Raw genomic sequence first — 15,901 nt, 5'->3', positions numbered from 1 at the left:
GCCAGCCTCCCTCATGCCAGCCTCCGACGCATCGCGATCAGCAGGGCCAGGAAGAAAGGCCCGCCGACGGCGGCCATGGCCACGCCCAGGCGGACCTCGGCGGCCGAGGGCGTCAGCCGCACCAGGATGTCGGCGGCCAGCACCAGGGCCGCGCCGGCCAAGGCGCTGGGGGCCAGCAGGGCGCCCGGCTGGTGGCCGACCAGGGGCCGCATCAGGTGCGGGGTGATCAGGCCGACGAAGCCGATCATGCCGGTCACCGCCACGCTGGCGCCGGACGCCAGGCCGACGCCGACCGCCAGCAGCACCCGCGTCAGGTTCAGGTCGATTCCCAGCGCCTTGGCCCCGGTCTCGCCCAGGGTCAGGGCGTCCAGCGCCCGGCCCAGCATCAGCATCAGGCCCGAGCCGACGGCGATGAAGGGCAGGGCCCGCCAGACGTCGTCGGCGCTGCGGTCGGCCAGCGAGCCCAGCAGCCAGTTGATGATCTCCTGCGCCGCCCAGGGGCTTGGGGCCAGGCTCAGGGCCAGGGCGACGCCGGCGCTGGCCACGGTGTTGAGGATCACCCCGGCCAGGATGAAGGTGATGGTCCCGCCGGTCCCGCCGGCCAGGACCAGCATCACGGCCACGCCGAGGCTGGCGCCGACCATCGCCGCGGCGAACAGCAGCCAGGGCGTGGACAGGCCCAGGCTCAGATACATGGTCATCACCGCGCCCAGGGCGGCCATGGACGACACGCCCATCACGCCGGGGTCGGCCAGCGGGTTGCGAGTGTAGCCCTGCATGACCGCGCCCGACAGGCCCAGGGCCGCGCCGACGGCGATGGCCAGGATGGTGCGGGGCAGCCGCAGCTCGAAGATGATCGCCCAGCGCGGGTCATGCGCGGGTTGCGACCAGGCGCGCCACGGAACCCAGACCCGGCCGGCCGTCAGCGACAGGCCGCCCAGCAGCAGGACCAGCAGGACGAGGCCGCCCAGCAGCAAGAGGCGCCGGTTCATGCGGCCGCTCCCAGGACCTGCCGGCGCGCGGCGGCCAGGGCGGCGGCGGTGTCCGCCAGGCCCGGGCCGCCGCAATAGAGCAGCCGCTCGGGAAACACCGCCCGGGTCATGCGCGACGAGACGCTGGCCAGGGCCGGGTGGTTGAGGACCTTCTCGGCAAAGGTCGGAGCGTTGGGCGCGGCCTGGCCGGCCAGCAGCACCTCGGGCGGATCGTCCAGCAGGCGCTCCAGCGAGACGTTGCCCCACTTCTTCAAGCCGTAGCGCTGGGCGACGTTCACGAAGCCGGCGCGGCGCATCATCTCGTCGACCAGGGTGCCGTGGCCGGCGGCGAAGCCGTTGGGCTGGAAGACCAGGGCGGTGATCGGCCGGGTCCCTGGACGCGGCGCGCTGCTGGCCATCGCCGCCTCGACCCGGGCGATCAGCGCCTCGCCGCGGTCGGGATGGTCGACGGCCTGGGCGATGCGGCGGATCTGGGCCTGGTTCTCGACCCAGCTGTTGGGCACCTTGAACAGCTCGGCGCGGATGCCCAGCCGCGTCAGCGCCGCGCGGGTGGCGGGCGAGGAGTGGGCGGCGGTCAGCACCACGTCGGGCCGCAGGGCGATCACCTCCTCGGCGCTCTCGTAGGTCATCGGGTAGGTGAGGGCGATCCTGGCGATGCCCGATTGCTGCGGATCGCGGGCGTAGTGGCTCAGCGCCACGACCTGAGCGCGGTCGGCGACCTGGACCAGCACCGCGTCCAGGCAGGGGTTCAGCGAGATGACGCGGGGCAGGGCGCGGGCGTTCGCCACGCCGCCGACCAGGCCTGTCGCCAGGCCCGTCACAAGCCCGGCGCCGACCGCCGCCCGCCGGGTGAGACGGGTCAAAACTCGACCCCGCGCTGGGCCTTGAAGCCCTGCTCGAACGGATGCTTGACCAGGGTCATCTCGGTGACCAGATCGGCGATCTCCAGCAGCTGCGGCTTGGCGTTGCGGCCCGTCAGGCAGACATGCTTGTCGCCGGGGCGGGCCTTCAGCACCGTCACCACCTCGTCGATGTCGAGATAGTCGTAGCGCAGGGCGATGTTGATCTCGTCCAGCAGCACGAAGTCCAGCTTGGGATCGGCGATCATCTGCTGCGACACCAGCCAGGCGGCCTGGGCGGCGGCGATGTCGCGCTGGCGGTCCTGGGTGTCCCAGGTGAAGCCCTCGCCCATGACCTCGTAGCGTACCTGGTCGGGGAACTTGCTGAAGAACAGGCGCTCGCCGGTCTTCCACTTGCCCTTGATGTACTGAACGACCCCGACCTTCAGGCCCCAGCCCAGGTGGCGGGCCACCATGCCGAAGCCGGCCGAGGACTTGCCCTTGCCGTCGCCGGTATGGACCAGCAGCAGACCTTTCTTGAGCGTTTTGGTCTGCATCATCGCGTCGCGCTCGGCCTTGAGGGCCTTCATGGCTTGGGCGTGCTTGGTATTGAGATCGTCGCTCATCGGAGGTTCTCCAGGGCGTCGGCGAGGCGGAGCCAGTCCGGCTGCGGGCCGGGCAGGCCGAAGCGGATCAGGGTCTCGTCCCAGGGGAAGGGGCGGGTGAGGATCCCGGCGCGGGCCAGGGCCTCGAAACGGCGCGGCGCGTCGGCGGCCCGGACCAGGCGGAACAGCGTCGTCCCGCCGACGATCTCGAAGCCGGCTTGGCGCAGCAGGACGTCCAGGCGCGCGGCGTCGTCCGCCAGGCGCAGGCGGGTCCGGGCCGCCCAGGCGGCGTCGGCATAGGCCGCGAGCCCGGCGGTGATCGCCGGGCCGCAGACCGGCCAGTCGCCCAGCGCCTGGCGGACGCGGGCGGCCAGGGCCGGTTCGGCCACCAGGAAGCCCAGGCGCGCCCCGGCCAGACCATGGAACTTGCCGAACGAGCGCAGCACGGCCAAGCGCTCGCGGCCTGGCGCGCCGGCCAGCGGGGCGACGGACAGCGCCGGATCGACCTCGACGAAGGCCTCGTCCACCAGCAGCGGCCCGTCCGTCAGGGCCAGGACCTGACCGGGCGGCAGGGCCTGGCCGCTGGGATTGTCCGGATTGACCAGCACCCGCAGGTCGGCCGTCGAATTGCGGGCGTCGACGACCTCCGCTCCCGCGACCTTCCAGGCGTCGGCGTGACCGCCGTAGGTCCGGGCCGAGATCGCGACCCGCGCCGTCGTCAGCAGGCGCGGCAGCAGGCGGATCAGCGCCTCGCTGCCCGCAGCCGCCACGACCCGGGCCGGATCCGCGACCCCGAACGCCTTGGCCGCGACCCGTTCCAGCGCCCGCAGCGACTCCGGATCGGGCAGGCGCGACCAGGCTTCCGGCGCCAGCACGGGGACAGGATAGGGTCGGGGATTGATCCCGGTCGACAGGTCCAGCCACGGCGTCGGCGCGTTCGGCCAGGCCGCCCGCGCCGCGCCGAGGCGTCCGCCGTGGCCGAGGAAGGCCGCCGGCGTCGCCATGGCTAGAACCTCGCCCGCACGCCGGCGAAGGCGCCGCGGCCCAGGGTCCCGTAGCGGTAGAGGGTCTCGTAGTGTTGGTCGAACAGGTTCTCGACCCGGCCGTACAGCTCGAAGGTGTCGTTGATCGGATAGGCGATCCGCACGTCGGTCAGGACATAGCTTTTCAGGCGACGAGTGTTGGACGCGTTGTCGAAGCTGTGGCCGACATACTGCATCATCACGCCGCCGGTCAGGCCGTTCGGCAGGCTGAGTTCGGCGTCCGCCGAGGCGGTCTCGCCGGCCCGGCGCACCAGGTCCTTGCCGTAGTTGGAGCCGGCCGACTTATTGATCGCGTCCATGTTGGTGTAGTTGGCCGACAGGGTCAGCAACGGGCTGACCTCGAGGCTGCCTTCCACCTCGACGCCGTCAGCCTGGGTCTTGGCCGTGTTGGCGTAGCCGCCGAAGTTGGGCGGGATGTTGTTGGACAGGAAGTCGATCTGGTTCTTGGTGTCGCGGTTGAAATAGGTGATCGCGCCGCGCAGGCGGCCGTCCAGCAGGCTGTGCTCGACACCGACGTCCCAGCTCTTGGCCTCTTCAGGCTTCAGCGCGATGTTCCCGTAGTCGCTGTACAGCTGATACAGCGACGGGGCCTTGAAGCCCTCGCCATAGTTGGCGCGGAAGACCGTGGTCCCGCTGTTGGGGCTCCAGGTCGCGCCGGCCTGATAGGTGGTGGCGCCGCCGAAGGTGTCGTGGTCGTCGTGGCGGACGCCGCCGGTCAGGGTCAGGCCCTCGACCGGCTTGGCCCGCAGCTGGCCGTAGACGCTGTCCATGCCGGTCGCGTGGCGGCCGGGCGCGGGGTTCGCGTCGAAGCTGGAGGGCGCGGCGGTGCGGAACCAGGTGCGCTCGGTCTCGGCCCCGAACACCGCGCGCCAGACCGGGCTGATCGTCCAGGTGCCCTGATATTCCAGGCTGTTGTCCGTGCCCCTGGCGTCGAAGGTCTTGGTCGTGACGGCCTGGCTGGGGTCGTAATTGTCGCGGTCGGTCTGGGTGTACGAATAGCCGATGCGGCTGTTCAGGGCGCCGTCGAAGTTCGACAGGCGCGCACCCAGATAGCTGACCAGTTCCTGGGTCCTGCCGTATTCGGCGGTGTCGGCGAAGGCGAACGCCGGGGCCGGGAAGCCGTCGAATTCGTTGCGGCCCCTGGCGTAGGACAGGCGGGCGTCGAGGCTGGCCCCGTCCGTCACGTTCAGGTCCAGGCGGCCGCTGACGGCGGCGTTGCGGTAGCCGTCCTTCTCCTTGCCGCCCAGGGCCTCGTCGAAGTTGGAGACGCCGGCGGTGGTGTAGGACCCCGCCGCCAGGCGCCAGCCGCCCCAGGCGCCGCCGGCCCCGACGCCGAGCCGGGCATAGGCCGTGGCGCGCGAGCCGCCCTCGACCGTGGCGTCGCCGGACAGCGGTCCGTCCGGCGTCTTGGTGATCATGCTGACCACCCCGCCGATGGCCTGGCTGCCCCACAGGGTCGACTGCGGGCCGCGCAGCACCTCGATGCGGTCGACGTCGCCGGCCAGCAGGGTGGCGAAGTTGTAGCCGCCGCCGGTCGCCGACGGGTCGTTCAGCTTGACGCCGTCGATCAGCACGGCGGTCTGGTCGCTTTCGGCGCCGCGGATGCGCACCTGGGTCGAGCCGCCGATGCCGCCGTTGCGGGTGACGGTGACGCCCGGGGTGCGCGACAGCAGGTCGGAGACCACCACCACCTGGCGCTGGCGCAGGGTCTGCGCGGTGATCACGGTCATGCTGACCGGCACTTCGGACAGCTTGTCGGCGGCGCGGCCAGCGGTGACGACCACCTGGTCGACGGCGTTGGCCTCGTCCAGGGGCTCGGCGGCCAGCACCTGGCTGGGCAGGCCCAAAGCGGGCAGGGCGAGGGCGGGAAGGGCGGCCACCAGGGCCAGGATGGAAATCGGGCGCATGTTCAAGACCTCCGTGCGCGGCAACGAAGGCTGGCCCGGGGATCCGGACCGGCCTGACGATGTCGCCTCGGGGGAAAGAACCCCATCGTACGGCGCACCCCGGCCGGACGAAGGACGACCGCGACGGGCAGGTCTCCTGGCTCGCGGGTCAAGGCCGGTGCGCGTCGCCTTCCCAATCATCCTCCGAAGAGGACGGTCAGTGGCTTAATGACGCGCGGGCTCGCCGCTTACAGTTGCGGGGGCAGCCCGGGTTTCGCACCCGAGTTCCCTTTTCATCCTCTTTCGAGGAACCTGTCGCGAGAGCTGCACTATATGCTGCGTCGCACACGGTCAATCTGGCTGGCCATCGGGAGCGCGTCTTGCCGTTTAACCTCGTCCTGGGCGGAGCCCGATCCGGCAAGAGCGCTTTCGCCCAGGGGGCGGCGGAGGCCCTGGCCGCGGACGGCCGGCTGGTGATGATCGCCACGGCCCAGGCCTTCGATTCGGAGATGGCCGAGCGCATCGCGCGCCATCAAAAGGATCGTGGTCCGGCCTGGACGACGCTGGAGGCGCCGCTCGATATCGCGGGTGCGTTGGCGACGCTGGGCGCGGACGACGTCGTCGTGGTCGATTGCCTGACGCTGTGGCTGTCGAACCTGATGCTCGGCGAGCAGGATGTGGCGACGGCCGCCGCCGGACTGGTCGAGGCGGTCGGACGGTTTGAAGGGGCTCTGTGGCTGGTGTCCAACGAGGTCGGCTTCGGCATCGTGCCGGACAACGCCCTGGCCCGGCGGTTCCGCGACGAGGCGGGGCGGCTGCACCAGGCCCTGGCCCAGGCCGCCGACGCGGTGACCCTGGTGGTGGCCGGGCTGACCCTGCGCCTGAAATAGGCCTTGGTGTGGAGAGTGGCGGACTTTGCGCCGCCTCATGGGCTGGGGACAGGCGCATGCGCCTGTCCCCGTCCGCGCTCCGGATCGTTCTCAGGGGGGCAGGCGACATGGAGGAGCTTGAACTCGAAATCAAAGACCGCCGTTATGGCGGGTATCGAGGTCTGCACGAACCAGACGCCGCTCGCACGGACGGGCGGCGCGCCGGGAGGACGCCATGAACGCCTTTGCCCCCATCGCCGCTGCCGAGACGCCCGACTACGCCGGCCTGACCGTCACGCCCGCCGGGCCCGTGCTCGGGGCCGAGATCTCGGGGGTGGACCTGCGCCAGCCCCTGGCTCCGGAGATCGTGGTGGCGATCCGCGCGACGCTGTTGCGGCACAAGGTGGTGTTCTTCCGCGACCAGGACATCAGCCATGAGGACCATGTCCGTTTCAGCCGGTATTTCGGGAACTTGGAAGGGCATCCTGTCACCGCCCACGTGCCCGGCTTTCCCGAGATCCTGCACATCGAGGCCGCCGACGGCATGAAGCTGCGCGAGGAGATCGTGCCGATCGTCCGCGTCGCCAACAAGTGGCATACCGACGTCACCTTCCGCCCGGCCCCGTCGATGGGCGGGGTGCTGCGGGCCCGCCACCTGCCGCCGCTGGGCGGCGACACCCTGTTCGCCGACACCGCCGCCATCTATCGCGACCTGCCCGACAGGCTGAAGGACCAGCTGGCGACCCTGACCGCCGAGCACGACATCCTGCAGAGCTACGGCTACCGGGTCGACGAGGCCAAGCGGCAGGACCTGCGCGCCGCCTATCCGCCCCAGGTCCACCCGGTTGTCCGCACCCATCCGGAGACCGGCGACAAGCACCTGTTCGTCAACAAGGTGTTCACGACGCGGATCCTGGGACTGGCCGAGGACGAGGCCGCCAGGCTGCTGGCCGAGCTGCTGGACCGGGTGAAGACGCCCGAATACCAGGTCCGCTTCCGCTGGACGCCGAACGCCATCGTCTTCTGGGACAACCGCGCCACCCAGCACTACGCCATCCTCGACTACTGGCCTCAGGAGCGCGTCGTCGAGCGGGTCACGATCCAGGGCGACGTTCCGTTCTGAAGCGACTCCAAATTTGCCTCGGGAGGACCATTTAAATCAAAGTCTTGTCGCGAAAACCTGATAGACTTTCAGGACCGCGAGGCGCGCGTGTCCACCCGGCGTTCCATCAGCAGCAGGCTGAGCATGACCAGGAAGGCGAAGACCAGCAGGGCGCCGGCCAGCTGATGGGCCTTGTCCCATTCCAGGGCCTCGACCAGCCGGTAGATCTCGATCGACAGCACCTCGGTCTGGCCCGGAATGCCGCCGCCCAGCATCATCACCACCCCGAACTCGCCGACCGTGTGGGCGAAGACCAGCAGGGCGGCGACCGCGTAGCCCGGCAGGGCCAGCGGCAGGGCCACCCTGACGAACCGGGCCCAGGGCGAGGCGCCCAGGGTGGCGGCGGCCTCCAGCGGCTCGTCGCCCACCGCGATGAAGGCGTTGCGCAGCGGCTGGACGGCGAACGGCAGCGAATAGACCAGCGAGCCGATCACCAGGCCCTGGAAGGTGAAGGCCAGGGTGCGTACCCCGAACGGATGCAGCACGGCGATCAGCGGGCTTTGCGGGCCCAGGGCGATCAGCAGGTAAAAGCCCAGGGCGGTCGGCGGCAGGACGATCGGCAGGGCCACCAGGGCCCCGACCGGCGCCTTCCAGCGCGAACGGCCCCGCGCCAGCCACCAGGCCAGGGGCGTGGCCAGGACCAGCAGCAGGATCGTGGTGATCCCGGCCAGCTTGGTCGTCAGCCACGCGACCTCCAGCATCGTCAGGCAGCCTTGATCTTGATTGGTGGCGGAGGGGGCGGCATGGCTTTGGTTCCGGCGGAGGCTCGGTTATGTAGTGGAACTGCATAACGGGATTTCTCGTCCCGGTCACGTTCGGCCTGAGATCCGGCATGAGGCTACGATGTCCACCGAAGGCGATCTGAGCGCGTCCCTGGTCCTGAAGCGCGGCGGCCTGGCGCGTGTCGGCCTGGAGCGCATCGCCCTGGTCGAGGCGATCGCCGGCCTCGGCTCGATCAGCGCCGCGGCCAGGCAGTTGGGCCTCAGCTACAAGGGCGCGTGGGACGGGGTGCAGGCGCTGAACAACCTGTTCGACGCGCCCCTGGTGGTCGCCAACGCCGGCGGCAAGGCCGGCGGCGCGGCCGTCGTCACGCCGCGCGGCCTGGCGGTGATCCGGGCCTTCCGTGACGTCGAGCGCGAGATCGGCGCGGCCCTGTCGCGGCTGGAGACGGGCCTGGCGGCGGCGGAGCCGAACACCGGCCAGGGCCTGGGCGACCTGTTCTGGAGCCTGGGCCTGCGCACCAGCGCTCGCAACGCCTTGCGCGGGGTGGTCACGGCCATCGACGACGGCGAAGTGACCGCCCGGGTCGACCTCGACCTGGGCGAGGGCGTCGAGATCGTCTCGGTCATCACTCGCCGCAGCCGCGAGGAACTGGGCCTGGCGGTCGGCAAGCCGGCGCTCGCCCTGATCAAGTCCAGCTTCGTCGTCCTAGTCGGCGACGGTCCGCCCGACGACGGGGTCAACCGCCTGGCCGGGACCGTGGTCGATCGCGAGGACGGCCATGAGGTCAGCGAAGTGACCCTGAGCCTGTCGGCCGGCAAGACCCTGGTCGCCACCGTGCCGAATTCCGCCAGGCCGCCCGCCGTCGGCGATCACGTCGTGGCGACCGTCGCCCCGTCCAACGTCATCCTCGCCATCGACTAGGTTCCGTGGACAGTTAGGCCTTTAGCGTCGAGACGCCGCCCTCGTCCTTCGACAGGCTCAGGATGAGGGCTCGTTGTAGGGTGGTTCAGTAGAATTCCTCATCCTGAGCCTGTCGAAGGACGAGGAATTCGGCCCCAAACCCTCAACTGTCCACAGCTCCTAATGGACCGTCGGCCGCTCGGGCGCCGGCGGGGTCGGCTCGGCCGTCCGCTCATCGCGCAGCCGGGCGGGCAGAGGATAGCCGTCGACCCGCAGCGCCGCGTTCAGGGCCCGGGCCAGGACCATGGTCGGCTGGGAATCGACCAGCAAGGGCTCGAGCAGCGCCTCGCCCGCCGCCGTGGCGGTTCCGGCCAGGCCGCACGAGACCATCAGCCGCTGCTCGTCGGTGGAGATGCCGCCGCAGGCCGGACATTCCACCTGGATCGGCCGGCGCAGGCAGGCCTCCACCGACTGCATCCAGGCCACGAACAGGCCGCCGGTGCGGTTGGACGCCCGGAAGGCCAGGGCCTGGGCGACCAGCCGGCTGGGAGGCTCGCCGGCCGCCCGCAGCGCCGCCCACTGGCGCATGGCGCCCAGCAGCAGCCTTTCGCCGACCGTCGGTCCGGAGGTCCAGCGCAGCGCTATGGGATCGGGGGTCATCGCGGCCTCTCGGACGGGCGTCGCGGTCATTGTTGCGACTGACTCGCAATATTTAGCGCCTGATCTTGTTGCGAGTCAATCGCAACAACTGACCCTTCGGCGCGCTGGACCCAAGCGCGCCAGCGGCCTAGGTTCAGCCCTCGCCGCAACCCGTTCGCCGCCCTTGAGTCCCTGGAGCCCGCGCTGTCCGCCACCCCTCGATCGATCACGCCGATGGCTCGGCTGTACGGCGAGAAGCGGGCCAACCTGGTGCGCGTCTTCGCCGCCCGGCTGCGCTCGGCCAGCGAGGCCGAAGACCTGATCCAGGACCTGTACCTGAAGGTCCAGGCCCTGGGCGATCTGGAGGTCGAGGGCGACGGCTCGGCCTTGCTGTTCCGCATGGCCAACAACCTGATGCTCGACCGGTTGCGCAGCCAGACCCGCGCCAGCGCCCGTGACGAGGGATGGCGCAGCCTGCAGGGCGCGTCGCTGGGCGACCAACAGGTGGCGGACCTCCCGTCGGCCGAGGAGGTGGTCGCCGGCCGGCAGCGTCTGAGCGCGATGATGACGGCGGTCGAGGACTTGCCGCCCCAGGTCGCCCGGGCGTTCAGGCTTCACAAGCTGGAAGGCCTGAGCCACGCCGACACCGCGGCCGCCATGGGCGTCAGCCGCAGCTCGGTCGAAAAGCATGTGAGCGCCGCCCTGAAGGCGCTGATGGCGAAGCTGGCATGAGGGCGGTTATGGTTTCGAGCATGGGTCTTGGAGGTGCCGGCGCCTTGGCGACGTCTTATCCTTGCGAGGACGCGACTTGGCGTCGGGACGGAGCGAAATGACGCGCGCCCAAACGGACATCGACGCCGAGACCGTCGAGGCCGCGATCGATTGGCTGGTTCGCCTGCAGGGCGAGGCGGTCACCGAACGCGACTGGCTGGATTTCGACGCCTGGCTGACGGCTTCGCCGACCCACGCCCAGGCCTATGACGCCGCGCTGGCCTTTGACGGTCGCCTGGACCTGGACGCGCGCTTCGCCCAGGTCGAGCCCGTCGCCGCGCCCTTGACGGCCTCGCGGGGCGAGGTCGTTCCGTTGCGACCGACGCGGCGGGTCTGGATCTGGTCGGCGGGCGCGGCGATCGCCGCCGCCTTCGTCGCCGGCGCGGTCCTCCTGCCGGCCAGTGGACTGCTGGGCGCGCACGAGACGACCTATGTGACCAGCGTCGGCGAGCGCCGGACCGTCGCCCTGGAGGACGGCTCGCGGATCGAGATGAACGCCGCCTCGCGGATGACGGTTCGGTTCGAGCGCCATGCGCGCCGCGTCCATCTGGGCGACGCCCAGGCCTTCTTCGACGTGGCCAAGGATTCCTCGCGGCCGTTCCTGGTCTCGGCCGGCGACACCCAGGTGCGGGTGGTCGGCACCCAGTTCGACGTCCGTCATCGCGACGGGCTGGTGGCGGTCAATGTCCGGCGCGGCCTGGTCGAGGTGCGTCCGAACCTGGCCCGCGACGCCGCGTCGTTCCGGTTGCGGCCGGGGCAGGGGCTGTCGCATCGCAAGGGCCAGAGGGCCGACGCCCAGGTCCAGGCCGTGGCCGTCGAGGAGGTCGCCGGATGGCGCCAGGGCCGGCTGATCTATCGCGACCAGCCGCTTTCGCAGATCGCCGGCGACATGAACCGGCTGTTCCCGCGTCCGGTCAAGCTGGGCGACGCCGAGGCCGCCAACATGCGACTTTCCGGCGTGTTGATCGTCGATGACCAGGATGCGATGGTCGACCGACTGTCGCACCTGCTTCCGGTACGGACGACGACGACCGACGACGCCATCGTGATCCGCGCGCGCTAGGGTCTTGCTGACGGGCCCGGAATCGTTCGAAGCGCGAAGCTTGAGCTCTAGGGGGATAGAGCTGGAGCCCGATGATTTCGGACACGGAGTCCCAGCTTCGCGGTCGGCCTGACGATCCGGGACATCCCGGCGCGACCGCCGCCGCTTGCCCGCGCCGCTCCGCTCCGCTCTTCGCCCTGGCCCTGACGTCCGCCCTGGCCCTGGTCGGTGAGGCCGGCGCGGCGCCGGCGAAGTTCCGGTTCGACATCCCCGCCAAGCCGCGGTCGGAGGCCCTGATCGACGTCGGCGTCCAGGCCCGGGTCACCCTGGGCGGGGCGTCGTCCTGCCCGGGACGAAGCGCGGCCATCGCCGGTGTCCTGACCCTGCGCCAGGCGCTGGGGGCGGTAACCGCTGGCGCGCCATGCCAGTTCGAGATCCTCGACAACGCGACCGTCAGCATCCGCCCGGCCCGGCCGAGCCGGAGCGCGGAGCGGGCCGGGCCGCCGCCGGCCGCCGCGCCGCCTCCGGTGGTCACCGCCCCGGCCATCGACACAATCATCGTCACCGCCACCAAGCGCCCGACCCGCCTGGGCGCGGCGGCCGGCGGCCTCAGCGTGATCAGCGCCGCGCGGCTGCGCGACGCGGGGGCCATCGACACGACCAGCGTCTCCCAGCAGACCGCCGGCTTCATCACCACCAATCTGGGCGCGGCGCGTAACAAGATCATGCTGCGCGGCCTGTCGGACGGCACCTTCACCGGTCGCACCCAGCAGACGGTCGGCACCTATCTCGACAACATCCCGCTGACTTACAACGCCCCCGACCCGGACCTGCGGCTGATCGACGTCGACCGGGTGGAGATCCTGCGGGGGCCGCAAGGCGCGCTCTATGGCGGCGGGTCGCTCAGCGGGGTCTATCGGATCGTCTCCGCCAAGCCGGTGCTGGACGAATGGTCGGGATCTCTCCTGGCCGGCGCGGCCGCCACCGAATCCGGCTCGCCCAGCAGCCGCTTCGAGGGCGTGGTCAACCTGCCGCTCGCCGCCGGTCGCGCCGCTTTGCGCCTGGCGGCCTACAGCGACGTGGACGGCGGCTATGTCGACGACGTCAACCTGCGCCTCTCCAACGTCGACCGCACCACGCGCACCGGCGGCAGGGCCGCCCTGACCGTGGCGATGGGGCCGGAATGGTCGGTCCTGGTGTCCGGCGCGCGCCAGGACCTGCACGCCACCGACAGCCAGTACACGACCCCGAGCCTGGGCGGCCAGAAGCGCGCCAACCAGGTGCGCGAGACCCACGACAACGTCCTGCAGCAGGGGGCTGTGACGATCACCGGAGCGGGGGACTGGGGGCGGTTCGTGTCGTCGACCGGCTATGTCCGTCACCGCTTCGCCAGCCGGTTCGACGCCACCGCGGCGCTGAACGGGGCCGGCGCCGACGCGGTCGACGTCGGCCTGTTCGACGAGGCCAGCAAGGTGCGGTTGCTGGTCGAGGACGCGGTGCTGTCGTCGCCGGACACCGACCGTTTCCGCTGGCTGTTCGGCCTCTACGGCCTGGCCAGCCTGGAGGACAGCGACGGCGAACTGCGGGCGCGCACCTATTTCGATCCTTCGCGCCTGATCTATCTGGAGGCGCGTCGGGATCGGCGGCGCGAGCTGGCCCTCTACGGCGAGACCGCCTACGATCTGGGCGGCGGCTGGACCGCCAGCCTGGGCGGCCGCGCCTTCCGCAGCGCGGTGCACACCACCTCGGCGGTCGAGGCGCCGGCCCCGGGGCAGTCGCGTACGCTGGACCGCGAGGCGCGCTTCACCGGCGTTTCGCCGAAGATCTCGCTTCAGCGCACCTGGAGCGGCGGGCTGATCTATCTGCTGACCTCGGAAGGTTATCGCTCGGGCGGGTTCAATTCGGGCGGACTGATCGCGCCGTCGGCGCTGCGCGGCGCGTTCAAGCCCGACCACCTGCGCAACTATGAGATCGGCGCCAGCTTCCGGCCCGGCGAAGGGCGCATGGTCCTGCGCACCGCCCTGTTCCACGACGTGTGGACCGATATCCAGACCGACCAGTATCTGAGCTCGGGCCTGTCCTACACGGCCAATGTCGGCGACGGCCGCAACACCGGCCTGGAGGTCGAGGCTACGGTTCTTGCCGCCCCTGGCCTGACGGTGGACGCCAACGCGTTGTTCAATCGCCCGCGCCTGAGCCGGGTGAATCCCAATTTCGCCTCGGCGGCCCAGAGCGAGCTGCCCGGCGTGCCGGACGTCTCGGCCGGCCTCATGGTCCGGTACGAACGGAATCTGGCCGCCGCGCGGCGCCTGGTGCTGACCAGCGAGCTGGAATATGTCGGCCAGTCGCGCCTGACCTTCGACCGCCGCCTTTCCCCGTCGATGGGCGGCTATGTCACCGGTCGCCTGTCGGCCGAGCTGGCGACGCGGGACTGGAGCTGGATCCTGGCGGTCACCAATCCGGCCAACGCCTCGAGCGACACCTTCGCCTACGGCAACCCGTTCAGCTTCGGCCAGGTGCGCCAGGTCACGCCGCTGCGTCCGCGCACCTGGAGTCTGGCGATTTCGCGGGCCTTCTAGGAGGACCAGCAGCGGCTTTCCGCGCGTGAACGTGAAAAAGGCGCTGAGGTTCCATCGGCATGGCGACGTTTACTTCCTGACGGGGCGTATTCGGAAGGTCGCCCCAAGTCGGGGAAACCACATGTCTGTCCTGTCGGGGCTTGTCTGCGTCCACAACGAAGAGGCGCGGCTGGCCGAGTGCCTGGCGCGGCTGGCGTTCTGCGACGAGATCGTCGTCGTCGCCGATCGCTGCACGGATCATAGCGAGGCCATCGCCCGCAAGATGGGCGCGCGGGTCGTCTCGGGCATCTTTCCCGTGGAAGGCCTGCGCAAGGAGGCCGGCGTGGCCGCCTGCCGCGGCGACTGGATCGTCGAACTGGACGCCGACGAGGCCGTGACTCCGGCCCTGGCCCAGGAGATCCGCGAGACGATCGCCCGCGCCGACGCCGGCGACTGGTACCAGGTGCCCGTGGACAACTTCGTGGGCGCGCAACTGGTGCGCCACGGCTGGGGCGGTTCGTTCGGAGCCTCCTCGGTGGCCCGGCTGTTCCGCAAGGGCGTCAAGCGTTGGAAGAAAGAACGGGTGCATCCGGGCACCACCTTCTCGGGCGTCTATGGCGGCCGGCTGGACAACGCCATCCTGCACAAGGTCGACGACGACATCGCCGACATGGTCCAGCGCCTCAATCGCTACACCACCCTGCGCGGCCAGGACCTGGCCGACAGCGGCAAGATCAAGGGCCTGTGGGACGACCTGTTCCGCGGCGTGCGCCGGTTCTGCAAGTGCTACGTCTCGCGCAAGGGCTACAAGGAGGGCGACATGGGGTTCCTGATCGCCGTCATGGCCGGCCTCTATCCGCTGCTCTCGAACCTCAAGGCGCGCGAGATCCGGGCGCTGAACGGCCAGAGCGTCCAGGCGATGCGTTCGAGCGCGGTGATCGGCCTCGATCTTGACGACGCCAGGCTGGGCCATTCGGCCTGACCGTGGTCATGTCGCTGCATCGTCTCCTGATCGCCGTCGTGATCGGGCCGGAACTGGCCCGCTGGAAGGCCGCGGGCCACGTGCCGGCGTTCTGGTGGCGCGACGACGACGCGCGCCGGCCGACGCCGGCCCTGGACCGCCTGCTGTCCCTGTCGGTCCGCTTCGCGGCGCCGATCACCGTCGCCGCCGTGCCGGACGGCGACATCGCGGCCCTAGCCAAGGCCTGTCGCGTGATCCCCGGCGCCGAACTGGCGATCCATGGCTTCCGCCACGAGAACCGCGCCCCGCCGGGCCTGCCGTTTGGCGAGGTCTACGACCTGGATCGCCTGGCCGACGTGATGTCGGACCTGAGCGGGGCGACGGAGGTGTTCCGCCGGGCCGGGGTGACGCCGCGGCTGTTCGTGCCGCCCTGGAACAACGCCCATCCCACCCTGAAACGGGCGCTGGACCTGCAGGGTCTGAGCCTGTCCTGCTACGGCCAGATGCGGAGCGCGGCCGAGCCCAACCGCCTGGACGCCCATCTGGACGTCATGCGCTGGAAGCCCGCCGCGCGCTTCCGGGGCGCGGCCCGGTTCCTGCTGCGCGCCCGCCGCCTGCTGGCCGAACGCCGGACGACGGGGGCCTGGGACCAGCCGCTGGGGCTGCTGACGCACCATCTGGACCATGACGAGGCCGCCTGGCGCTTCCTCGAGGCGTTCCTGCCCATCGCCCGGCCCGTCGCCCGAACGAGTCTCGACGGGCCGGCTACCGTCAGCCTGCGTGACAAGATCATCCTGAAGACGGGCTAGGGTCCACGTCCGGCGGCCGAGCCGACCAACATTTGGGCGTGTTTCAATTCAAGTCTCCAATCCAGGCGCGGGGCCTCCCTGTTGCGCGGAAGACGCAATGTC

At 70.7% G+C, this 15,901-nt stretch carries 15 protein-coding genes and 1 riboswitch; of the genes, 8 read left to right on the top strand and 7 right to left on the bottom strand.

Going from position 1 to position 15,901, the window contains the following annotated elements; translation table 11 throughout:
* Positions 1-11: 11 nt before the first annotated feature.
* Genes ACSQ2G_RS14345 through ACSQ2G_RS14325 form a run of 5 tightly spaced genes read right to left on the bottom strand, consistent with a single transcriptional unit; the run spans position 12 to position 5,386 of the window.
* Positions 12-992 carry a FecCD family ABC transporter permease gene (locus ACSQ2G_RS14345; RefSeq protein ID WP_436031895.1) on the bottom strand — a complete coding sequence of 327 codons (981 nt, stop codon included), beginning with the start codon at positions 990-992 and terminating at the stop codon, positions 12-14.
* Positions 989-1,855, bottom strand: a complete 867-nt coding sequence (locus ACSQ2G_RS14340) for an ABC transporter substrate-binding protein (RefSeq protein WP_436031893.1) — start codon at positions 1,853-1,855, stop codon at positions 989-991. Before ACSQ2G_RS14340 ends, ACSQ2G_RS14345 begins: the two co-directional genes overlap by 4 nt.
* Positions 1,852-2,457 carry a cob(I)yrinic acid a,c-diamide adenosyltransferase gene (gene cobO / locus ACSQ2G_RS14335; protein ID WP_436031891.1) on the bottom strand — a complete coding sequence of 202 codons (606 nt, stop codon included), beginning with the start codon at positions 2,455-2,457 and terminating at the stop codon, positions 1,852-1,854. The genes ACSQ2G_RS14340 and cobO overlap by 4 nt, the downstream gene beginning before the upstream one ends.
* Positions 2,454-3,440, bottom strand: coding sequence for a threonine-phosphate decarboxylase (locus tag ACSQ2G_RS14330; protein ID WP_436031889.1), 987 nt, complete (start codon positions 3,438-3,440; stop codon positions 2,454-2,456). Before ACSQ2G_RS14330 ends, cobO begins: the two co-directional genes overlap by 4 nt.
* A gap of 2 nt (positions 3,441-3,442) precedes the next feature.
* Positions 3,443-5,386 carry a TonB-dependent receptor plug domain-containing protein gene (locus tag ACSQ2G_RS14325; RefSeq protein WP_436031887.1) on the bottom strand — a complete coding sequence of 648 codons (1,944 nt, stop codon included), beginning with the start codon at positions 5,384-5,386 and terminating at the stop codon, positions 3,443-3,445.
* Between the two features lie 109 nt (positions 5,387-5,495).
* Positions 5,496-5,696: riboswitch (cobalamin riboswitch) on the bottom strand.
* Positions 5,697-5,745: 49 nt separating this feature from the next.
* Here ACSQ2G_RS14325 and cobU point away from each other — a divergent pair.
* Together cobU and ACSQ2G_RS14315 are read left to right on the top strand one after the other, a co-directional pair.
* A complete protein-coding gene (gene cobU / locus ACSQ2G_RS14320) occupies positions 5,746-6,255 on the top strand; it encodes a bifunctional adenosylcobinamide kinase/adenosylcobinamide-phosphate guanylyltransferase (RefSeq protein ID WP_436031885.1) in 510 nt (169 codons plus the stop codon).
* A gap of 214 nt (positions 6,256-6,469) precedes the next feature.
* Entirely contained in the window at positions 6,470-7,357 is an 888-nt protein-coding gene (locus ACSQ2G_RS14315; RefSeq protein ID WP_436031883.1) for a TauD/TfdA dioxygenase family protein, read from the top strand.
* 68 nt (positions 7,358-7,425) lie between these two features.
* On the opposite strand, the gene modB is transcribed toward ACSQ2G_RS14315, so the two are convergent.
* Positions 7,426-8,097 carry a molybdate ABC transporter permease subunit gene (gene modB / locus ACSQ2G_RS14310; RefSeq protein ID WP_436031881.1) on the bottom strand — a complete coding sequence of 224 codons (672 nt, stop codon included), beginning with the start codon at positions 8,095-8,097 and terminating at the stop codon, positions 7,426-7,428.
* A gap of 142 nt (positions 8,098-8,239) precedes the next feature.
* Here modB and ACSQ2G_RS14305 point away from each other — a divergent pair, with 142 nt between their 5' ends.
* Positions 8,240-9,040: a TOBE domain-containing protein gene (locus ACSQ2G_RS14305; protein WP_436031879.1), complete on the top strand. Its 801-nt coding sequence runs from the start codon at positions 8,240-8,242 to the stop codon at positions 9,038-9,040.
* A gap of 159 nt (positions 9,041-9,199) precedes the next feature.
* Here the strand turns inward: ACSQ2G_RS14305 and ACSQ2G_RS14300 are convergent, their stop codons facing one another.
* Positions 9,200-9,679, bottom strand: coding sequence for a hypothetical protein (locus ACSQ2G_RS14300; RefSeq protein WP_436031877.1), 480 nt, complete (start codon positions 9,677-9,679; stop codon positions 9,200-9,202).
* Positions 9,680-9,892: 213 nt separating this feature from the next.
* Here ACSQ2G_RS14300 and ACSQ2G_RS14295 point away from each other — a divergent pair, with 213 nt between their 5' ends.
* The 5 genes from ACSQ2G_RS14295 to ACSQ2G_RS14275 all read left to right on the top strand — a co-directional run bounded on the left by ACSQ2G_RS14295 (position 9,893) and on the right by ACSQ2G_RS14275 (position 15,799).
* On the top strand, positions 9,893-10,390 hold the full coding sequence (locus ACSQ2G_RS14295) for an RNA polymerase sigma factor (RefSeq protein WP_436031875.1): 498 nt from the start codon (positions 9,893-9,895) through the stop codon (positions 10,388-10,390).
* A gap of 97 nt (positions 10,391-10,487) precedes the next feature.
* Positions 10,488-11,492, top strand: coding sequence for a FecR family protein (locus ACSQ2G_RS14290; RefSeq protein WP_436031874.1), 1,005 nt, complete (start codon positions 10,488-10,490; stop codon positions 11,490-11,492).
* 71 nt (positions 11,493-11,563) lie between these two features.
* The gene (locus ACSQ2G_RS14285; RefSeq protein ID WP_436031872.1) at positions 11,564-14,050 is read left to right on the top strand and encodes a TonB-dependent receptor; all 2,487 of its coding nucleotides are present in this window, start codon (positions 11,564-11,566) and stop codon (positions 14,048-14,050) included.
* A gap of 121 nt (positions 14,051-14,171) precedes the next feature.
* Positions 14,172-15,011, top strand: a complete 840-nt coding sequence (locus ACSQ2G_RS14280) for a glycosyltransferase family 2 protein (RefSeq protein ID WP_436031870.1) — start codon at positions 14,172-14,174, stop codon at positions 15,009-15,011.
* 8 nt (positions 15,012-15,019) lie between these two features.
* A complete protein-coding gene (locus ACSQ2G_RS14275; RefSeq protein WP_436031868.1) occupies positions 15,020-15,799 on the top strand; it encodes a polysaccharide deacetylase family protein in 780 nt (259 codons plus the stop codon).
* Positions 15,800-15,901 lie beyond the last annotated feature (102 nt).

The sequence above is a fragment of the Caulobacter sp. LjRoot300 genome, from assembly GCF_964253875.1.
Lineage (GTDB): Bacteria > Pseudomonadota > Alphaproteobacteria > Caulobacterales > Caulobacteraceae > Caulobacter.
The sequence above is the reverse complement of the archived record's forward strand: the minus strand, read 5'-3'. Positions and strand labels throughout refer to the sequence as shown.

Excerpts from the sequence above, each read along its gene's own strand:
- ACSQ2G_RS14345 (WP_436031895.1), bottom strand. The coding sequence starts at position 992 with ATGAACCGGCGCCTCTTGCTGCTGGGCGGCCTCGTCCTGCTGGTCCTG.
- cobO (WP_436031891.1), bottom strand. The coding sequence starts at position 2,457 with ATGAGCGACGATCTCAATACCAAGCACGCCCAAGCCATGAAGGCCCTC.
- ACSQ2G_RS14330 (WP_436031889.1), bottom strand. The coding sequence starts at position 3,440 with ATGGCGACGCCGGCGGCCTTCCTCGGCCACGGCGGACGCCTCGGCGCG.
- ACSQ2G_RS14325 (WP_436031887.1), bottom strand. The coding sequence starts at position 5,386 with ATGCGCCCGATTTCCATCCTGGCCCTGGTGGCCGCCCTTCCCGCCCTC.
- ACSQ2G_RS14315 (WP_436031883.1), top strand. The coding sequence starts at position 6,470 with ATGAACGCCTTTGCCCCCATCGCCGCTGCCGAGACGCCCGACTACGCC.
- modB (WP_436031881.1), bottom strand. The coding sequence starts at position 8,097 with ATGCTGGAGGTCGCGTGGCTGACGACCAAGCTGGCCGGGATCACCACG.
- ACSQ2G_RS14305 (WP_436031879.1), top strand. The coding sequence starts at position 8,240 with ATGTCCACCGAAGGCGATCTGAGCGCGTCCCTGGTCCTGAAGCGCGGC.
- ACSQ2G_RS14300 (WP_436031877.1), bottom strand. The coding sequence starts at position 9,679 with ATGACCCCCGATCCCATAGCGCTGCGCTGGACCTCCGGACCGACGGTC.
- ACSQ2G_RS14295 (WP_436031875.1), top strand. The coding sequence starts at position 9,893 with ATGGCTCGGCTGTACGGCGAGAAGCGGGCCAACCTGGTGCGCGTCTTC.
- ACSQ2G_RS14290 (WP_436031874.1), top strand. The coding sequence starts at position 10,488 with ATGACGCGCGCCCAAACGGACATCGACGCCGAGACCGTCGAGGCCGCG.
- ACSQ2G_RS14285 (WP_436031872.1), top strand. The coding sequence starts at position 11,564 with ATGATTTCGGACACGGAGTCCCAGCTTCGCGGTCGGCCTGACGATCCG.
- ACSQ2G_RS14280 (WP_436031870.1), top strand. The coding sequence starts at position 14,172 with ATGTCTGTCCTGTCGGGGCTTGTCTGCGTCCACAACGAAGAGGCGCGG.
- ACSQ2G_RS14275 (WP_436031868.1), top strand. The coding sequence starts at position 15,020 with ATGTCGCTGCATCGTCTCCTGATCGCCGTCGTGATCGGGCCGGAACTG.